The organism is Ancylomarina salipaludis, from assembly GCF_004122035.1.
In the GTDB taxonomy this organism is placed as follows: Bacteria; Bacteroidota; Bacteroidia; order Bacteroidales; family Marinifilaceae; genus Ancylomarina; species Ancylomarina salipaludis.
In genome coordinates this window covers 378,152-402,152 of sequence record NZ_SAXA01000002.1, presented here as the reverse complement: position 1 = coordinate 402,152, position 24,001 = coordinate 378,152, and the positions used below count along the sequence as shown (strand labels likewise).

Here is a 24,001-nt window from a genome sequence, read left to right as displayed (position 1 = left end):
TTTCTTTATATTCTTATAAACGATATAAATTCTTTCTATCTGAAAGGTATTTCTTATTTCTCAGAAATCAAAAACTTATCTGACCAGGGTCATATAACCCTTTTCCATGGCTTTACCATCCATAATTAAAATCCATACATAAACACCTGTTGGACATTTTTTTCCTCGATAAGTACCATCCCAACCGCCACCATATCCAGCTTCAGTTGATCGATGCATTAACTCACCCCAGCGGTTATAAACATAGAATTCAAAGTCCTTATCGATATTAATTTCCTTCAAATAGAAACGATCATTTTCGTTACCCGAGCCTGGGGTAAATGCATTAGGTGATTCAATTCCCACAGGTTTAACTTCAACCACAACGGTATCGGTCGCAACACATCCAATTTTATCAACCACTTTCAAACTATAAGTATCAGACTCACTTACCACTAGTTGTGGCAACACACTGCCATCACTCCATTCGTATACATACGGGCCAAAATCAGAGTTAAGATCAGGATCAAGAGTAACCGTCTGACCTTCGAATATCAAAATCCCCGGAAGTATTGTATTATCCAATTTAAATTTTGGCAGAGGATTCATTTTTATCTTTTGTACTTCGGTACAACCAAATTCATTACTAACACTTAATTCGTATTCACCCGGCTTATCAATTGTTCGCTCCCAAGCTGTATACCCATCACTCCACACAGCATTCTCCAAATTCCGAGTATTGATTTCAATCGATTCACCCTCGCATAAAAATTGGGATTCGCCTATTTCCGGATTCGCTCTCACATCAACCATAACAGAAGCATCTGCTATACAACCATACATGTCGCTGACATTGATTGTGAAATTATGGATCCCGACCGATAAATTCTCCAATTGGGGATCGCGAATAGTTGATTTACTCAATTGTTCTTTATCTGAAGTCCAATTAATTTCAGAAACCTCACCAACAATATCCGTTGTTAGCACCAATGGTTTACATTGTCCAATAATAGTATCATTTATTGTTGTAATTACTGGAAGAGGAGCCACATTCACATTAACAATATCGTTCCCAACACATCCATGCTTATCAACAACGAAAGCAACATATCTTTCAGATTCACCTGAAGTAAATACAGGTGTTTTCGATGTTGGATCATCCAAATAACGACTTGGCGACCATTTGATATTATCAAGTTGTGTTTCTGCCCAAAGTTGTTTACTCTTACAAGCACCAACAGTAACATCCTCAATCAGCTTAACAACCGGCAACGAATCGATTGTCATTATTTTCTCTTCAGTGGTATTTGAACAACCATTCTCATCAGTGTATGAGTATCGAATTGGGTATTCTCCTTTTCCTGTACCCGGGTTAAAAGATCTCTCACGAACGCCGTTTACCCAATAAATACCTCCCTCAGGTAAACCACCTGTCAACTGAAACTCAGATTCACACACCCCATGAGAATCAAGGTTTGACAAACTCACATCAGGCAGTGGATGAAGTTGCACCAATGAATCAACCTGAGAATAACACCCGGTTTCTTCATCAACAATTCTGATACTGATATTACCGTTCTCCAGCGTTCCCCATGTAATTTTGGTTTTTTCACCATCGATAGGAGTCGTAAATTCTCCTCCATTAACCTGCCATAAATAATTAATTTGCGGCTGCACTGAAGTTGTGTAAGTAACTCTGTCTTCCAATACACAAACTTCCATTCTGCCATATATTTGCGAATTAGGCAGTGCATTGACTTCCAGCTGTTTTGAATCAGAATAACGTTTTGAAGTACATTCGTCTGACAATTCACAGGTATAATAACCACGATCAGACAACGAACTTTTATCAATCTGATAGATTGAATTTGTTGCTCCATCAATATTATTGCCATTAAATTGCCACTGATATTGAACATTACGTCCTTCTGCTTCAACAAAAAATTCTGCTGATTCGCCATCACAAATTTCAAGATTACCACTTTGATTTAAAACTTTCAGATTCGGAATAACCGACAAAACCATATCCGGACTAATCATTTCCTGACCACATGATGAATTAACCGCACAGGTATAAACTCCCCCTTTGGCTTGGGTTATATTCTGTATTGTTAATAAAGAACTTGTCTCACCAAAAATATCAATACCATCTTTTCTCCATTGATATCTTATATTGTCTCCTCCATAATTCACTCTGAAATTTACCTCATCGGTATTTTCACAAACTTCAACACCTTCGCTATGACTGCTATAGTATGGTAATTGATAAACTTTAAGCTCTGCTTCGGTATCAACGTCCCCACATTTACCTGTCACATCCAGTCTATACTCTCCGGCTTGTTCCAATTTTAAATTTTCAACATTCAAAATTGCCTCAGTCGAAATAGTTGCTCCATTATACTGCCAATTGTATGTCAGATTTGATCCATCGACACCAGCACTCCATAGAAGCTGCTCATTTTCACATAGGTTCTTATCTTTCAAATTGGAATTCAATACTGTTAGTTTATTCACAATAAGATCTAACGATTCAATTAATTTGCCACCATCCCCGTTAATTTCACAACGGTACTTACCAGCATCACTGTAATCAAGTTCAGGTATAAAAAGACTTAAGTTATGCTGATCCAAACTGATATCGTCTTTAAACCAATTGATATCATAAACCTCTCCCGTCACCACAATATTTAAAGATAAAGGCTCTCCAAAACATTTTTCAATTTGAACTAATTTGCTCAAACCTTCAACAATTTTTAACGGATCTTTTACTGTCAGGAATCCGGAGGTGTATCGATTACCACAGGTTCCTCCTATATAACATGCATATTCACCACCATCTGCCATGGTTAAATTATTCAATACAAGTATTGAACTGGTTTCCGTCAATAGCTTATCGACACCATCCTTATTAATATGATGCCACTCGTAAGTCAAATTACTTCCCTTTACATCCAAATTAAATTCATAATCACTATCCACGTAAACCACCTCACTTTTAATCGAAGACTGAAGAATAGTATTTGGATTTACAACAAGCTGAGCATGTCTAATTTGCTCTGTTCCGCAAGCATTTAAACTACTTACACGACATTCAATATCATAAACACGTAAAGTATTTTCATCAAGAGGTTTTACATTTTCAAGAATCAATTCCGATTTACCAGAATATGTTAAATCTTCGACACCATCAATAAACCATTTATAATCCAGATTTTCACCTGTCGTTTGAGCTCTAAACACAACATCTTCACCCTCACAAACAGTTTGATTTGGAATATCGGCCAATGTTGGAAGAAGAACGACCTCTTGAAAACCTAGACTGAAATCATTTCCACAAGCATTACTCACTTCAACTTTATAGTTTCCCTCTTTGCTGACATCAGCTTTACCCAAATTCAAAATACTGCTATGAACCGTACTTAAACTTCTATCATTTAAAGTCCAGTTAGTAGAAACAACTTCACCGTCGACAACAATAGGGCCAAGCTCTAAATCTTCGCCATCACATACTGCACTCAGGTTATCAATACCATTTGTAATTTTAGGTGCTTCATTTACGACAAGTTCAGTCACAAAAACAATATCCCCATCAGAACAAGAACTGCTAACAACACATTTATAAGTTCCTGCATCTGCTACAGTCAAATTATCGATTTTCAATTTTGAAACATTGCCAACAATTCTTCCATTAGGAACTGTCCAGGTATAAGTCGGATTATCACCGCTAACCTGAGCATCCAATAAAAATTCATCACCTGCACACAGTTTTTTATTAGCTTCCCAAGTTGTACCTGCAACAATTTTGTCCAAAATATTGATAAGCTTAGTTTTAACTTTAGTCATACAACCATCGCTAACCTCAACTTTATATAAACCTTCTTCAGACTTGCCGAGGCCAGCAACGGTATAGGTATTTGAGCTACTCAAAACAGTAGCATCTTCATCTTTAAACCATTGGTAATTAACTCCCAATGCATCATCCTTACTAACTGTGACCACTAAATTTTCTGCAACATTTTGACAAACCGGACTTGAACCATCTATATCATTTAAGATCAATTCGTCGTAATGTGATATTTTAAAATCTTCTTTATGAGAAGGACAAACACCATTAGTTACTTCAATAGAATAATCCCCATCAAGTGCAGCTGCTCCATCCAAGTTCAGATCCGACGTCTTCCATGTACGAGTATTCTCTTTCCATTCATAAGTATAAGGACCTGTTCCCTTTAAACTTGTCAACTCAAAATGAACACCTGCATCTTTACAGATTTCAACATTGCTAATGGTATCAAAACTCACAGGCTGATACACAACAACACTAACCTCTTTAGATATGTCATCTGTTAATCCTTCCACGACAGCTCTAAACAAATACCTGTTGAAATCTATTTTTGCATTCGTTATTCTAAGAATACTTTGGTTTGCACTTTCGATAACGGTTTGATCTGCCAATCCACTTATTGCTTGAAATCCACTTCCATCATTATATTCCCAATAACATGTTTTACCTGCTACCAACGATTTGTGTTCAACAACAAACTCAAAAGTCTCTCCTTCACAAACTTTTGTATTCTCTGGTTGAGCTGTAATTTTCACATTAGGATCGATCAATAGTACTGCTTCAGCACTTGTTGCACCGACACAAGCATTACTTACAACACAATAATACTTATAGGAATTCAAATCTATTGTGGCTGGATCAATTGTTAAAACAGATGTTGTTGCTCCTGCAATTATTCCAGTAGGATTGCAATACCACTGATAAGTCAAAGGATCATTCCCTTCGGCTTCAACGGTAAAAGTAGCTACACCACCCTCAGCGATTCTGACATCTACCGGATTACTGGTAATTGTCACATTCTTCTTAACTTCCAACTGAGCTTTTAATGAAACTGCAGGATCACAAAATTCACCACTCACTTCACAATAATAGCTTTGACCATCATTTAATAACGGATTTGTAATTTCAAGATTTGCTGAAGTCTCACCTGCCAAAGCATTATTATCTTTATCATACCATTGATACCTTAATGTTCCCTCTGCATCTGCATTTACAACATAATTTGCAGATCCTGTGCCTTCACAAATTGAAACATCAACTGGATCCAAAGTTATTTTTGCATGCTCACGCACATCAACATTAAATTCAACAATCTCATTTCCACAGCCATTATCTGATATTAACTCGCATCGATAAATTCCCTCATCAGATAAATCTGCTGTACCAAGATCCAAAGTGGACAATTTCGACAGGCTAACTGTTGGAGCATCCGTTTTATACCAATTATAACTCAAATCCGATCCGGAACCGTTAACAATTAGACTTAAAGGCTCCCCTACACAAGGAGTTGGATTAAGATTTGAATGAGTAACAACAGTAATTGGCTGATAAATATTTACCTGTGCGGTCGCTCTTAAATCACCACAATAAAGAGTGCTAAGCTTGGCAATATAATTTCCTGATTCTGTTAGATATTTTGCATCGGCTATTATATATGACAGACCATCTGCCAATTTCAGACTCTCATCCGCATTCCACCAGGCAGAACCAGAATAATCGCTTCCGGAAATACTCATATTTAAAGTGATATCACCTTCACAAGAATTGATATCAGCAATCGGATTCAACACAGGCTTATCATGCACAATAACCTCAAAATCACCCTCTTTTGTATCACAATCACCAACTACTTTATATTTATAAATAAAGCTTCCCGCTGTGTTATACACAGCTGTCTGTATACTTGTTTTATTATTCGCAGCGGCAATTATATTCCCTGAAGGATCATACCATTCTATTTGTTTGATATCACCAGAAGCCGATATTTTCAACTCAGTCTGTTCTCCTTCACAAATATGGGAAACTGAAGGGCTTTCTTCAACTACAGTTATCATCTCATTTACAACTAACTGACGCTGATATGTAACAAAATCACCGCAAGCAAGAGTAACCAAACAATAGTAAACGCCTTCATTTTCAGGTTTTACTTCTGAAATCTCAAAATAATTAGCTGTTCCAATTTCAGGCGAACTTAAATTATTAAAATGCCATGAGAATTTAGGATTTCCATCATAAGCTATTTCCAGACGATAATTAAGCGTTCCTTCACAAACTTCTAAAGCTGAACCTGTTGACGAAGTATTCACTTGATCAGCAGACAGATTCGCACTCACCGATTGCGAATAACCACACTGATTCGTAACCTTACAGGTATAATCACCCAGGTCACTTAATTGAACATTTGCAATATCTAGGGTTGATTTATCATTTACTATCGCACTCCCATCAGGACCTGTCCATTCGTAAGTTAAATCAGATCCCACAGGAATATCAAAAATTTGAACTTTAAGTTGAACAGTTTCATCCATACAGGTTGTGATATCAGCCATTTGAGGATTTGAAAAATCATCCAATAAATAGATATCAAATTCTTGTTCTACGCGTGTGCCACATTCGGCTTCTGCAGTAATTTTCCAACGTCCTTGTTTTAAGTCAGTAACCGTTAAACTAAAAGGATCTGTTATTGGATTAATAATCTCCCCTGTCATAAGGTTCTCAGCAAAATAATATTTTGCTTCCCCATTATCTTTCATCGAGAATGTAACCACATCATTTAAACAATAAGGCCCCGTTTTATCAATTGACATTTCATCAACAAGCAACTTCGGGTTCACAGACAGATTACTGGTTGTAGTCTGACTATCACAACGATTGGAAACAGTTACTTTATAAGCACCTGCCATGGCACTGGTAACGGAACCAATCACAAAGTCTGAACTTGTTTTATCAGCTCCGCTTACAAATGGAACTTCCCACTCATATGTGTAATAATCACCCGTATTCCCTAGCTCAGCTTGGTAGGTATATGAATCACCCTCACAAAGGTTTACATCAGCCAAATCTTTTAGATCAACCTTTGGATAAATGGCATCTGGAACAATATTTTTTACAATTTGATTACCAACACAGGTCTGTTCATCAGCCAAGCCGACATTATAAACTGCACTAACTGCAACCTTATAATAAGAATCATCCATCGTCGGTTCCAGAGAATAGGTCGACTCACTAGTCGTCGCTAACAAATTTTCTCCTTGGTACCACTTATATGATAAACTAGCCCCTGCAGGCACAGTATTCACAACAGCTGTTAACTCTGCAGAAATATTTTCACATAAACCTGTAGGAATTTGTAAATCATTCAATACCGGACGACCATAAACAAACATATCCTGACTATCAGATGGTGTACTACAAGCATTCCCAACCTCACAACGCACCTTATATTCACCTGCCGGATTATCAAATAGAAATTCCTTTCCAACATACTTTTGCACATCATCCACAAACCACTTTATACCAGAATAAGTACCCGTAACTACGGCCTCTAAAGTTGCCTGTTCCCCCTCACACAATCTTGTTTTATCTGCATTAATTGTAACTGTCGCTGATTTATCAGCAATTAATTCAACCTCAACCGAGGCTGTTCCTAAACTTTCACCACACTGCTGATAGTTTTCTTTAAAATTAATAGTACAACGATAGATTCCGGCATCACTTTCTTTAACTTCAGCAAATTGAATCTTATGCGTACCCAACCCTGTAATTGAGGGATCTGTTATTGGGACAAAGATTTCGCCCTCTTTTTTCTCCCATTTATAATCATACCAACTTACATCACCATTAGAAATATCCAATTCTCCTGCCTGTCCAACACAAAAATGCTGAGGTTCGTTAAAATTTTTATAACTGTAATTCGGAATAACTAAAGCATTAAACTCTGCCTGATCTTCGACAGCTACAACAAATGAAATGCTGTCCAAAGCAAATACCCCATCTTGCCCTGCCGGATTGGAGTTAACCACAGAAATACGGGCACTTTCAGAATCACCTGAAGCCCAGAATGCTTTTACTGATTGCCAAGTATTTACATCATTCAACGGAAAATTATCATATATCTTTTCATCATTCACGTAAATATCCAGAAGTTGAGAATGCCCCTCTTGAGCCATACGACCATACAGTTTCAGAATAAACCCCTGATTCTTAATATTTTCATTAATCGTTTTACTCCAAATAACATCTCCGGTTCCAAAATTTGTTGAATGAGTCAGCAACATAAGTCCTCCCCCATCTTTATCATTAAAACTTTGAAACTGAGCATTAATATCTTTCGGATTATAACACAAAACAGACTTGCCCGGATTTTCCAAATTTCCTACCGACGTAAAATCATAAGACGAATCAAAACTTCCGCGTCCAATTGAAAAGTTCCCATTGTAAATAATATCTAAATTTGGATCTCTGAAATAGGCCTTTATGATATATTTTGTTTCGACATCGGGAGCATCAACAAGTAAATTTGAATTTTTAAACAATAAATTTTCGGGCTTAATTTCATTCTTATACCACTCATAAAAGTCTGCTTCTGGGGTACTGTTTATCGATAATTCGATCTTGTCATTGTAACTCTCACAGATATATCCCAAATCATGTTCCAATCCGACTCCCGTTTCCGGATGAATAGGAGAAATAGCTTTGGTGAAACCAGAAAAATAACCTGCAGCCCCTACTGCATCATCCTCAACTGACAAGGCTACATAAATCGCTTTATTCGACATCACAGATACATTCTCATCCGTGGTTAAATATTTATACACAACCCACTCATCGTTACCCGAAACAGGTTTTGCAGAAGCTTGACTTAAAGGAGTAGTTGATTTGTTAACAAAAACATTGGCCCCTTTTTGAGAATAAATGGCGACAATACCTGTACCAACCTGATTCACAAAGGGAATATCAACCTGACGAAACCCCAGAGAACTAATTGCCGGAATAAAATTCATCCCTACTGTTGCATATGCGTAATCAATCCCAGACTCATATCTATCTGAAGCCGAAGTCGTCTGGTATAGATAAACGTTCTTATCACACTTGATTAACATAGTTCCATCTGTAGTATAATAATTCGCTCCAATAGCATAAGAATCTCCGGCATTTAGAGGCGTCGGATTAATTTTCGTTGAACCACCATTGACATAAATATTGGTATTATCCTGAGTTGCAACAACTATGGGACGCTCAGTCTCATCATTACCTTTACCTTTTAAAAGAATATATTCACTCCCAACCAAATCTTCTGGAACAATCTGATCCACCCCAATATCCTGCCAGGAGTTAAGTGAAGCTCCACCAGTCCATGATCCTGAGTTTACTGCAATTGGCTTATCAGAAGTTATATGCGTACCATTTAATCCATTCGCTTCATTCTTACTTAAAAATAGAAGATCAGCACCAATCACATATGATTGTCCGGCATTAAGCGTAACAGTTATATCATCTGTTATAGGAAGAGCACTTTCTGTATCAGATGTCAGGTTCCCAACTTTAATATCTGAAAAAGTAACCTGCGTATTATCTTCAGTCGCCATAACGGATATAAAATGACTGCGATGACCTACAGTTTTTGTATTAAAATTCACCCAACGACCCCAGCGATCATAATAGCCACCTCCCCAACCTTGCACGTTCTCTCCTCGTATACTATATAAATGTCCTGAACGGAATGACGTTCCTAAACCAGCCCGACCTTTGGCCGTTAAAAACAAGCCATGAATTTCCGATTTGTGACGAATATTAACATAGAAAGCCTCAGAGGAAGTAAAGATTAATCCTTGATCGCTTATTACTTTATTCAGACTTGAGTAATTCACAACGCCTAATGGTGGGTTAATGAGAGTACCACTACCCAGAGGTATTGACTTTGGCGTATCCATTGAAACCCCTTCTACGACTTGAAAAATCGTACCATCCCCTTTTTTAATAGTAACTGTAATAGGTGTTTCGGATGGCGTCGTTAACACAACCCAATGATCCTCTATATCTGATTCACTATTTGTTCCTGCATATAAAGGTGGAACATAGTGTATCAAATCTAATTGGGCCTTACTCGTTAGTGGTAAAGCATATAATAGAAATAGGATAGCTATTTTAAAACAAGTCTCTATTTTTACAGAACGAAATGAGTAATTCATCACAAAGATTTTAGTTAGCCAACAAAAGTAAGTTCTATTAACATAACGAATTTATTAACGTCGTTAATTTTTCTTAACAGATGTAAAAATAAATTTTAATGGCGACATTTCAATGATTAAAAGCTTATTTTCTTACACAAGAATACAAAAACAAATTTACACAACAAACTAATCATCGCCCAAACAATTATCATATTCAGACTACATCAAAACCCAATTCTTAACAAAACATCATACAGATGAATTACCGAGTCTCTATGAATCAAAACATTAAGAAAACAAGCTCATAGTATTAAAAACAATTATTAATTATAATGTCATAAGACTCAAGCTAAATCATTACAATAAACAATGACCAAAAGAAGTATAATATTGACAAAACGCTATTTTTATATGCTAAACAATATATATACCAAAGACAAATTCATCCCATTTATATCTAAAATTCAACCCCATTTTTAACAAATATCTCATTTCAATCACCTTAAGATTAAGTTGGCACTGATCTTTAATGCAAAAAAGGAGTTGACCTTAGTGGTCAACTCCTTTTTTCAATCAATATTCTACGACTCTTAACGCACTAAAATTACATTCCCTTTCTCTTTCACTTTTCCATCCAACATCAATACCCAGACATAAGCTCCAACAGGACAATCCGCACCTTTATAAGTCCCGTCCCATCCATTAGCATAACCAGCCTCATTGGTTTTGTACAAAAGCTCTCCCCAACGATTATAGATATACATCTCAAACTTATCTGTAACATTGATATCTTTCAAATAGAAATGATCATTTTCATTCTTCGATAGTGGTGTAAATGCATTTGGCGCTTCAATTCCGATTGGCTTAACCTCAATTGCAACTGAATCTGTTGCAACACAGCCAAAATTATCTTCAATTTTAAGCTTATAAATACCTGACTCTGTCACCACCAATTGCGGCAATACACTACCATCACTCCAATCATATACATATGGTCCATAGTCTGGATCAAGATCCGGATCAAGAGTATATGTTTCTCCCTCAAAAATGACTATCCCCGGATACTCATCCTTATTATCCAATTCAAATTTTGGTAGAGGATTCATCACAATCTTCTGTTTAAGTTCGCAATCATTTTCCTCAACACTTAATTCATATTCTCCAGGTTTATCAATAATTCTTTCCCAAGCTGTATAACCATCCTTCCATATTGGATTAGATAAATCTTTTATATCAACAACAAGGTTTTCTCCTTCACACAAGAATTGATCTTCACCAATTTCCGGATTAGGTAATACAACTACTTTTATCGAAGCTGATCCAACACAGCCATATTTATCAGTCACACTAACTTGATAATCGGTTACCCCAACATGAGGTTTTATTAACTTAGGATTAGAATTCTTAGAGTTATCCAAATCTCCTGAATTAGACCAGTTAATTTCGGCAATATCACCCGAAATATGTGTTGTCAATTCAATTTCCTTACATTCCCCTATTATCGTATCATTTATGGTTGTAATAAGAGGCAATGGAGCTACTGTTACATTTACAATATCATTCCCAACACAACCGTGCTTATCAACAACTGTTGCGACATAAAGTGTCGTTTCACCTGATGTAAAGGTTGGCGTTAAAGAATTAGGATCATCCAAATAACGACTTGGTGACCATTTAATATTATTCTCCTCAGTCGCTGCACTCAATTCTTTACTACTACAAGCCCCAACAACCACATCTTCAACCAGCTTCACAACTGGTAAAGAATCAATTCTCATGATTGTTTCATCTGTTGTATTTGAACAACCAAAATTATCTGTAAACGAATATCGAACCTGATAGTCACCATTTCCTTTTGAAGGATCAAATGTATTCTGAGCAACGCCATTCACCCAATAAATACCACCTGTTGGCAAACCACCGCCTAAATCAAATTCGGATTCACAAATACCCTTAGATTCCAAAGATGCTAATGTAACATTTGGTAAAGAATGAAGTGTAACCAAAGAGTCTACCTCAGAATAACAACCTGTGGCTTCATTCAATATCTTCAATTTCACTTTACCATCTTCAATTACATCTCCCCAGGTAATCTTTGTTTTAACTCCTTCAGACGGGCTAGTAAATTCTCCACCCTCAACCAACCAGCCATAATTAATATCAGGCTGAATTGACGTGTTGTACGCCACTCTGTCTTCCAATACACAAAGAGTCATACGTCCAAATATTTGTGAATTTGGTAATTCATTAACGATTAAACTCTTCGAATTAGAATATCTCTTAACCGTACATCGGTCGGAAATTTCACAAGTATAATAACCTTCCTCATTAATACTCGCAGGTTGTATTGTCAGTTGAGGAGCATTTTCTCCCTGAAGGGCAACTCCATCCTTTTGCCACTGATATACCTCATCAGTCCCATCAACCTCTACAATAAACTGAGCTTCTTCGCCGTCACAGATTTCCAGACCAGGACTTTCACTCAAAATCTTAAGTTGAGGAATAACAACAAGATTCATTACCGGGTTTTCCGGAGCAAATCCACAAGCTGAACTCACAACACATTTATAAGCTCCGGCATCACTTGTCCTTAGATTCTGAATTGTAAGTTCTGAGCTATTTGCACCCTCTATATCAACATTATCTTTTTGCCATTGATAAAGCAGATTATCACCACCATAATTTACCGTGAATATTGCCTCAGCGTCATTCTCACACCTCTCAAGATCATCACTCTTACTTATAAAATATGGTAATTTTTTTAATGTCAGATTAGCCTCAGTAGAAACAAGCCCACACTTACCGATAACATCAACAGAATAGATACCTGCAGAATCCATTGGAGTATTCGAAATACTAAGAGCAGGGTCGATAGATACTGTTTTTCCATTATGCTTCCAATCATAGGTTAGTAAAGAACCTGACACATCAGGAGACCACAGTAAACTTTCATTCTCACACAAAACCTTATCCTTTAAATCAGAATTCAATACAGTTGTTTGATATACAACAACATTTACAGTTTCCGATACACTAGTTCCTTCTCCAACAATTTCGCAACGATACTCTCCTGAATCAGAAACATCAAGCTCTGGTATTGAATAATTCAACTCATGATGATTAAGATCATCATATCCTTTAAACCAATTGATTGAGAATACTTCCCCCTGAACACTAATATTCAAGTTTAATGGCTCTCCAAAACATTTTTCAATATCTGCGAGATTATCAAGGCCTGAAACAATCTTTAAAGGATCTTTAACAGTCAAATATCCCGATGTAAATCGAACGCCACAATCACCAGTTATCTTACATGAATATTCTCCTGCATCGGCCAAACTCAGATTATCAATTGTCAGCGTTTTAGATGTTTCCAAAAGTATTTCATCTGTATTATCAGTATGAATGTGATGCCATTCATAGGTTAAATTACTACCCGTAATATCCAAATCAAACACATAAGGACTACCGACATATACGACCTCCCCTTTGATAGACGTGTTTAGAATGGTAGTAGGATTCACAAGCACATAAGCCGTTTCATTCAGATCTGTATTACATGAACTCACCCGACATTCAACCTTGTAGTTTTTAGGCGTATAAGCATCTTCTGGTTGAATATTTGAAATCTCAATTTCAGATTTATCATCATATGCTGACTGAACAACATCATCAATAAGCCAACGATAAGTTAAATCCTCACCCGTTGTTACAGCTCTAAATATAACATTCTCACCTTGACAGGCTGTTTGATTACCAATAGATGCAAGTGTTGGTATTGGATGAACATCCTGAAATCCCAAACTAAAATCAGTTCCACAGGCATTTGTTACTTCTACCCGATAATTACCTTCTTCAGCTAAATCTGCATTAGCTAAATTCAGGCTTTCTGATGTTTCACCTCCAATAACGCCATCATTGAACTTCCAAAGAATACTTTCGCCGGTGGTTGTATCATACTCTATTGGACCTAATACCAATGGCTCATTCTCACAAACACCTGTTAGAGCTTCAAGTCCTGCGGTAATGTTGGGCACATCGTTAATAATAATATCAACGGTATATGTTACATCTGTACCACAAGTTCCACTCACAACACAAGTGTATGTGCCTGCATTTTCCAAAACTACTCCGTCAACCTTAAGAGTCGCAACATTTCCTGGATCTGCACTTCCTGCAGGAACTGTCCATGTATAAGTTGGGTTATCACCTGTTACCTTAGCTTCAAGCAATAAAGCATCTCCAACACAAAGCGTTTGATCTATCCAATCTGCAGATGCTTTTGTTATAATATCTAAGACATCAATATTAATTGATTTTGATTGAGACATGCAGTGGTCTTTGACTGTAACCTTATACAAACCACTTTCTGCACCAGTAACATTTAATTTATCGTAGGTTGCTGTTGTTACCCCCAAATTAACATCATCTTTCGTCCATGAATAGATTGCAGATTGTGCAGGTTCACCAACTATAACAACACTTAAATTTATATCATCTGCCGGACAAAGCGTATTAGCATGAATCAGATCATCTAATACTAAATCGTCATAATGAGAAATAGTAAATGTCTTTACCACAGCTGGACAAACTCCTGCAGTAACACCAACAGAATAAATTCCGTCTGTAGCATCAGCAGTAATTAAATTTAAGCTTGAGTTAGTACCTAAATTTCGTACTCCCTCACTCCACTGATAATTATTAGGTGTAGATCCTGTCAAGTTATTTACAGAAAAACTAGCTCCTACACCATTACATAGTTCCACACTTGCAATTTCATCAAAACTAGCAGGAGCATCTACTCTTACACTAACTACATTGGAAATATTATCCTCATATCCTGTTCTCTTTACAACTGCCCTAAATTTCCAATTATTCATAGCTACAGAGGCATCTGCAATTGTTAGTGTTGATAAGGTTGAATTAGAAACTATGGTTCCTAATCCTCCAATTGGGTTATAGCCAGAACCTGAATCATACTCCCAAACACAGGCAGTAGTTGTATTTTTGTACTGAACTTCAAATGCAAAAGGTTCTCCCTGACAGGCAATCGTATTTTCAGCATGTGCGATGATTCTATTCTCACCTATAACAGTAACAATTGCCGGATCACTTTCTTCGCTTGTACATGTTCCACTTACAACACATTTATACTCATAACCACTATGAGCTAATGGGACAGAAGTCAAACTCAAGATTTTAGTTTGAGCAGACGCTGGCGTACTCCCCATACTCACACCATTTTCAAACCATTGATAAGATAAACCTGTACCAGTTGCATTTACCGTAAATGTTGCTGATCCATTTTCATCTATACTTATATCATCAGGCTGATTTGTAATTGTTACATTTTCTCCAACTGTTAAAATCGCCTTCTCTGATACTGCTTCATCACAGAAATCTCCATTAACAACACAGTGGTAAGAGTTACCATCATTAGCTAATAAACTAGCAACAGACAAAGTTGATGTTGTTGCTGCTGGAATTAAGACATCATTCTCATACCATTGATAAACTATTGTTCCATTACCCGTTGCAATAATATTAAATGATGCATTTCCTGTTCCTTCACAAATAAAATCATCAATAGGATTATTTACGGTAGCATGTTTCCTCACATTTACAGTAAACTCTATAAAATCAGTATTACAGCCACTAGCAGAAGTTAAATCACATCGATATATTCCACTATTTACTTCAAATACATTTGAAATATCCAATGTTTCACTTGTAGATAAACTTGTTGCTGGATCTGTTGTTTTATACCAATTATATGATAAGTTATCCCCTGAACCGGTAACATGTAAACTTAAATTTTCACCCTCACACAAGTTGCTTGTAAGTGGCGAGCTTGTTGACAAAGCAACATCTTTTAAAACATTAACAAATGAACTTATACTTTTTGTCATACAGCCATCATTAACCACAACTTTATAAAGTCCTGTTTGAGAAGTACTCGATCCATCAATTGTATAAGTGTTTGTTGTTCCAACTAATGCGCCCCCATCTTTTGTCCAAATATAAGTATCAGATAAAGCCGGATCTTTAGTAATACTAACACTAAGATTTTCGGCAACATTCTCACAGACCGGATCAATATCAGTAATACCATCAATAACTAAATCCGCATAATGAGAGATATTAAATGTCTTTGTGGTTGCAGGACAAACCCCATTACTCACTCCTAATGAATAGGTATTATCTGTTGCATCTACTCCACTTAAACTCAAACTCGAATTTGTTCCTATTGAAGTAACATCACGTTTCCACTCATATGAGAATGGTCCTGTTCCACTCAGACCGCTAGCAGTAAAACTGACACCTTTATTCTTACAAAGAGTTTCATCAGCTATAGCGTTAAAATCAATAGGTTCGTAAACTTTAACTTCTACTTCATCCGAAATATCTGGGGCTAAAATTCCTTCCTTAACTAAAGCCCTAAACTTCCAAGAATTCATAGCTAATGTTGCTGAATTTACGGTCAACACCGAAGATGTAGATGTGAAATTTGAAGATCCCAAACCACCAATTGCAACATAACCGGAACCTGAGTCATATTCCCAATCACAAGCTTCTGTTGTATTTTTATAAGTAACTATAAAAGTAAAGTAGTCACCTATACAAGCTTCAGCATTTACTGCTTGAGAAGTTATTCTCTTGTTTACATCAACAGTTAATAAAGCATTATTACTATTGACTGAAGTACAGTTACCAGTTACTTTACAATAATATTGATTACCATTATCAGCTAACAAAGCTGATAAAGTTAGAGTACTTGAAGTTTCTGTTGGCATAGCTGCAAACCCAGAGCCTGTATCTTCATACCATAAGTAGAAATAAGGTCCTGTTCCACTTGCTTCAACTGTAAAAACAGCTGTTCCACCATCCGCAACACTAACATTTACCGGATGTTTGGTCACAGCAACATTTTCTTTTACTGTCAAGACAGCTTTTTCAGATACGGCTTCATCACACGATGTTCCATTTACCACACAATGGTATGAATGACCATTATTGGTTAATAAACTGTTAACAGACAAACTTGCTGTAATTTCCCCCCCCATCAGAATATCATTATCATACCACTTATATGTCAAATCCCCTTCTCCTGTTGCTACAACATCAAATGATGCATTTCCTGTATTTTGACACATACTAACATCAAGAGGATTATCTATTGTTGCATGTTTACCTACATTAACTGTAAACTCTATAAAGTCCGTATTACAACCACTAGCAGAAGTTAAATCACATCGATACACACCAGCATCAGCTGCAAGCATATTTAACTTATTAAGTGTTTCATTTGTAGATAAACTTGTAGCAGGAGCAGTTGTTTTATACCAATTGTACGACAAATTATCTCCCGAACCAGTTACATGTAAACTTAAATCTTCACCCTCACAAAGATCTGTTGCAATAGGAGAACTTGTTAATAATGCAATGTCTTCAAAAACATTTACATACGAACTTATACTTTTCGTTACACACCCATCATTAACGACTACTTTATAAAGCCCTGTTTGCGATGTACTAGTTCCATCGATCGTATACGTATCTGTAGTTCCAACAAGAGAGTTCCCATCTTTGGTCCAAGTATAAGTCTCGGCTAAAGCTGGATCTTTTGTAATGCTTACGACTAAGTTTTCTGCAACATTCTCACAAACAGGGTCAATTGAAGAAATCCCTGTAATTACCAGGTCTGCATAATGAGCAATATTAAAGGTTTTTACTGTAGGACTACATATATTATTACCCACTTCAATCGAATATCCACCATCAATAGCGGCAGCTGAATTCAAATTTAAACTTGAACCTGAAGCCAGAACAGTGGCTCCTCTTTTCCATTCATAATTAAAAGGACCAGTACCTGTTAAATTTGTCACAGCAAAACTTTTACCCGCATTTAAACAAAGCGTTGCATCTGCAATATTATCAAAATCAACTTGTTTATATACCTTTACTTCAAGTTCATTTGAGACATTATCTACATAACCTGTTCTCTGTACTAAAGCTCTGAACTTCCAAGTATCCATAGCCATTGTTGCTGTAGTAACTGTCAACGTTGACGATGTAACTCCATTAATAATAGTCCCTAATCCACCAATTGGTGTAAACCCAGTCCCATCGTTATATTCCCAAACACAATTAGTTGTGGTATTTTTATAATCCACAGTAAAACTAAATGAACTTCCATCACAAGCCTCAGTATTTAAACCTTGAGTTATTATTCTATTATCAATGTTTACATTCAAGCTTGCCGGATCGCTATCTTCTACATCACATAAGTTGGTAACCTTACAGTAATAAATTGATCCATCTTTTGACAATGGCACTGAAGTTAAAGTTAAACTAGCTGTTTGTGCAGAAGCTGGAGTAGATCCCATACTCACCCCATTCTCGTACCATTGATATGAAATAGGATCTCCTCCTATAGCTATAATGGTAAAAGTTGCTGATCCATTCTCATCAATTGTAATAGCAACTGGCTGATTTGTAATAGTAATATTTCGATTTACTATTAAACTAACTTTATCAGATTCAACAGGATCACAATAATCTCCACTAACCCTACAATGAAATAATTCTGTATCATGTGCCAATAAATTCGAAACAGATAAATCTGTTGTCGTTGTCCCTGCAAAATCACCACCATCACTAATTAGTATATTGTCGTTATACCATTGATATGATGGAGAATCTTCCGCTATTCCTGCAACTTTAAAAATCACAGATGCATCATCTTCACATGGCGTCTGAGCAAGAGGTTGTAGAGTAATTTTAGCATGCTCGCGCACATCAACAGTAAAATCCACATTAAGATTCCCACATCCGTTTCCGGATATAAGTTCACAACGATAATCACCTTGGTCTGCTAATTCAGCAGGTCCCAAATCAAGAATTGTACTAGTGGATAATGTAACAGCAGGAGCATCTGTCTTAAACCAATTATAAGACAAATTATCTCCAGTTCCCTTCACAATTAAACTCAACGGCTCACCAACACAAGGTTTGGGTGTAAGATCGGAATTTGAAACAACTGCTATTGGCTTATAAATATAAACTTGAGCAGTCGTCTTTACATCACCACAATACGCTGTATTGGTTAAAGCTACATAACTCAACAAATCTCCCGAGTATGGTACTCCAGTCAGAGTATGACTCAATCCATCGGCTAATTTTAAACTTTCATCAGCATTCCACCAGGAAGATGTCGCAGGGTCAATACTTGTAACAAGCATATTTAGATTCACATCACCTGAACAAGCATTAATTTGTGCAATTGGTTCAATGCTGGGTTTGGCATGAACAACAACATCGAAATCTCCATTTAGATTTTCACAATCACCTGTCAGTTGATATTTATAAGTATAAGTACCAGGCGTATTGAGGATACCTGTGGACAATCTTGTTTTGCCTGCGTAGGCTAACAATTCATTATCGTCATTATCAAACCACTGAATTGTACCAACTGCTCCTGTGGTACTAATACGAAGCTCTGCTTGCTCACCCTGACAAATATCTACAGTTGCCGGAGATTCTTCCACAACTGTTATATGCTCATTCACAACCAACTGTCTTTGATATTTCAAGACTGTTCTACAAGCAAGAGTTATATCACAATAATAAATTCCCTCATTTGCTTTTTCGACCACTGGTATTTCGTAAAAACTTTCTGCACTAATCACAGTTCCATCGGGATCATTAAATCGCCATGCAAACTCTGGCGTGCCAACCGTAGTAATTTCAAAACGGTAATTTGCTGTTCCCTGGCAGACTTCAACCAATGGTGCTGTAAGAGCACTTGTTACACTTTCTATATCCAAATTGGCTGTAACAGTCTTTGAATAACCACACTTATTACTTACAACACAAGTATAAATGCCCAATTCATCAGCCTGTACATCAACAATATTAACAATATTTTTAGGATTGGGGTCAGCAATAACGATGGGATCACCATTGGGATCTGTCCACGCATAAGTCAAACCCGAACCGGATGGAATGGTTTCAATCTGTACCTCAAGACTTACGTCCTCTCCCAAACAGGTTGTGACATCATTCAAATTCGGATCAGAAAAACTGTCTAATAAATTAATGGTAAAAAGTTCTTGATAAATAGTCCCGCAATTACCTTCTGCTGTAATCTCCCACTGTCCTTTATTTGTATTATCCGCAGCAAAACTAAATGGATTAGTCATCGGACTAACAACCTGTTCTTGTCCAATAGTCGTGTTTTCAGCTGTATAAAGCTTTGCCTGACCATTATCAGCAACATCAATTGTCACCATTTCGCCATCGCAATAAGGACTATTCTTATCTATGGTAATATCGGTAACTCTTAATTTAGGTATAACAGTTAGTACACTGGTCGACGAATCACTACCACAACGATTGTTCACCGTTACTTTATAATCACCTGCCATATCAGGTGTTATATTGATAAGATTAAAATCCGCATTCGTTTTATCTCCTGCAACTCCAACCGGAACTTCCCAATTATAAGTATAATAATCGCCCGATGTTTCCAATTTGGTATTATACAAATACGATACCCCCTCACACAAGGTTTTAGAGTCCAAAGGTATTAGTACAACCTGAGGAAAAACTGCATCCAACGCCAAGTTTTTCACGAGTACATTTCCCATACAGGTATGCTCATCTACATTACCAATATTATAACGGGCTGCTACAGCCACTTTATAATAGGAATCACTCATATCCGGTATAATTGAAAATACCGATAAGTTATTAGTCGCAATTAAATTATTGTCACGATACCATGAATACTCCAGACTTGCACCAACAGGGACAAAACCAACAATAGCTGTTAAATCTGCAGAAGTCTGATCACACAAACCTGAAGGAATTAATAAGTCTGTTAAATTTGGTTTCCCAAAAATCTCAATCTCGATCTCTCTTGATAAAGGCTCACAGGCATTTTCAATATCACAACGAATTGTATAAACCCCGGCTCCATATGCTTTATCCAAATTAAAATCAAATACTTTTCCTTCAGCCTTTTCCACACCATTTACCGACCATGCTATTCGGCTGTACTTTCCCTCCACATTAACATCCAAAGCAGCAGACTCTCCTTCACATAAATCAGCCTGCTCTGTAAGCGAAACAATTCGAGCAAGTTCGTCAACGACAACCTCTACCTCTACCTGTGCAGGTTCTAAAGTCATTCCACATTGCTGATATTCTTCCTTAAAATTAATCGAGCATCGATATATACCCGCATTATCAGCAGTTATATTAGTAAAACTTAAGTTGTAGCTATCAGTACCGGATACATTCGGTTCAGCAATCGGAATATAATCGTTCTCACCATTTTTTCTTTCCCACACATAAGTATACCAACTCGTATCCCCATTAGAGATATCAATATTCCCGGATAATTGCCCCATGCAAAAATGTTGAGGTTTATTATATGGTGTAAAACTGTAATTAGGAACAACCAAAGCATTAAATACTGCAGAATCTTGAACTGCAGGAATAAACGTGATACTATCAATTGCAAACACACCTATATCTCCACTCGCATTTGCATCAATTAAAGAAATGGTCGCTGTTTGATTATCTTTTGATTTCCATAAACACGAAACTGATTGCCATGCAGTGACATCATCAATTAAAAAATTTGATTTAACGATCTCATCATTAACATACACATCTATCAACTGCGGCTTTGCAAGCTGAGCCATCCTTCCATGAAGTTTTAAGATGTAATTGTAATCTCTTTCAATTGGAATGTCCAATTTTTGATAGATTGTATCTCCAGGTTCATTAGACTGAGCCACAAACATAAGGCCTCCCCCCTCCATATCATCAAAATCTTCGAAAGCCGAGTTTTCACTCTGAGGACTAAAGGTCAATGCAAACTGACCCGGTTCTCTTAAATTTCCGCTAACCTCGACATAATCCGTCTCAAAATTGCCGCGCCCACTACTAAAATCTCCATTATATAAAATATCCAATGAGGGATCTCTATAATATGCTTTCAGGATATATGTTGTAGGAATATCTGGCGCTAACACATTTAATTTTTCATTTTCAAATATCAGACTATCCGCAGTTACTAAATTCCTATACCATTCATAAAAATCAGGATCCGGGGTTGACACAAAATCAACGACAATATTATCATTAAAACTCTCGCATATGACCGAAAGATCCGTTTGCATATCAACATGCAGATCCGGAATAATTTTAGGAATCGCTTTTGAAAAACCAGAATAATAACCAGCAGAACCAACAACTCCAGTTTGAACCGTCCAACACACATTTAATGCACGAGAACTTTGAAAACGAATGTTGCCTACAACTGCATCCATTCTATAACTCACCCATTCATCAGTTCCAAGAATCGCAGAAGATTCTGATGGTAAAAATTCTCTTTCTGTCGTTACTCCATTTATAATATTTTCATACTTAACTGTAGCACCATTTTGAGCTAATATTGTTATCACAGAATTCACACTTTCTTCTGCCAACTTATCTGCAAAAGGAATATCAACCTGGTGCATCCCTGTCGCAGAAAGGGGAGCTATAAAATTCATTCCTACTGTAGGTCCTATTTTAGATGAACTCCCTGACAAAGTTTGATAGACATAAACATTCTTCCCTTTTGTATCTATATACACCTTATTATCATAGTAATTTCCCGTTGTAATAAGATAAAATTCTCCCGCATTTAAAGGAAAGGAATTAATAGGCGTAGAACTTCCATTCAGATAAATATCGGTTCCATCCTCAGTTGCCACAACAATAGGGACCTCTGTGGAACTATTACCCTCTCCCTTGAGAACAATATATTTATCTCTGACTTGATCATATGGGACAATTTGATCAATTCCCATATCCTGACCAGCACTTGAACCCGATGTCCAGGAGCCTGTATTTACAACAATATCTTTATCTGATAAAATATGCGACCCGTTTAAGGCATTCATATTACCGGTATCAAATCCTTTGACATCATGATCAATACCGATAACATAACTTTGCCCTTTTTGCAATAAAACTGTAATGGTATCAAGGGCCGAAATGGGAAGAGGCTCTATACTTCCTGCTACTAACTGAGATAAAACTTCTGTTTTAATATCTGTAAATTTTACCGTGGTATTATCTTCAGTTGCCATAACAGAAAAGAAATGAGCCCGTCTAAAAGTTGCACCAACATTCGCAGTATAAACATGACCCGTCCGAAATTCTTTTCCCATTGCAAAACGCCCTTTAGTCGTCAAGGATCCTCCCTGATCTTCCGTCACATGCCTCATATTGACATATATAGGCGCATCATATGAAACAAATTTTAATCCCGCATCAACCAAGACTTTATTCAAGTCATTGGCCCCTACAACACCAAACGGAAATTCATAATCAGTTGGGTAAGAAGTAATAAAACCATAATTATCTGCACGCGAGGTTTCGAACGTATAACGATATGGTTGATAACGAGAGACTTGTATCTGAGCTAATAAATTATTATCTCCCTTATAAATCCACACATCAATTAAATCTCTACTATCAGTTGTAATCACAACCACATTACGACCAATATCATTATCCGAGTTAGAGCCATCATATAATGGCGGTATATAATGGATGTAATCCAATTGAGCAAATCCTTGGGGAGCCAACAAACTAAAGACCAGAATTACAAATAGTCTTAATAGAAGCGAAGAAGTTAATAAAGCTCGCTTGTCATTCACAGTATTAGTATCCATATCCAGGTAGAGATGAGGTTAAAACTACTATTATTTTAAAATAAAAGATCGAAACAACAGATCCAGAGAAGATATAACTTATGTTAATACAATATATTCAAAAAAAATAGCCCTAATCTAATTTCTTACACAAGAAACATATTCATGATGATCAACAGTCAATTTCTTTAGATTAACTGACATAAACAAAGATACGCAATTAATAGCTTATATAAACTATAAAAAAAAGAGACATCCAAAAATGGATGCCTCTTGAATCTAAATATCGA

2 protein-coding genes are annotated in these 24,001 nt (G+C 36.6%); both read right to left on the bottom strand.

Annotated features, from left to right (window positions below):
* Positions 1-75: 75 nt before the first annotated feature.
* The gene (locus EO244_RS03900) at positions 76-10,014 is read right to left on the bottom strand and encodes a T9SS type B sorting domain-containing protein (protein ID WP_129253120.1); all 9,939 of its coding nucleotides are present in this window, start codon (positions 10,012-10,014) and stop codon (positions 76-78) included.
* A gap of 572 nt (positions 10,015-10,586) precedes the next feature.
* Positions 10,587-23,732, bottom strand: coding sequence for a T9SS type B sorting domain-containing protein (locus EO244_RS03895; protein WP_129253118.1), 13,146 nt, complete (start codon positions 23,730-23,732; stop codon positions 10,587-10,589).
* Positions 23,733-24,001: the final 269 nt, after the last annotated feature.

What these genes read in the sequence shown, in the direction of transcription:
- EO244_RS03900 (WP_129253120.1), bottom strand. Translation starts at nt 10,014, where the DNA reads ATGAATTACTCATTTCGTTCTGTAAAAATAGAGACTTGTTTTAAAATA.
- EO244_RS03895 (WP_129253118.1), bottom strand. Translation starts at nt 23,732, where the DNA reads ATGGATACTAATACTGTGAATGACAAGCGAGCTTTATTAACTTCTTCG.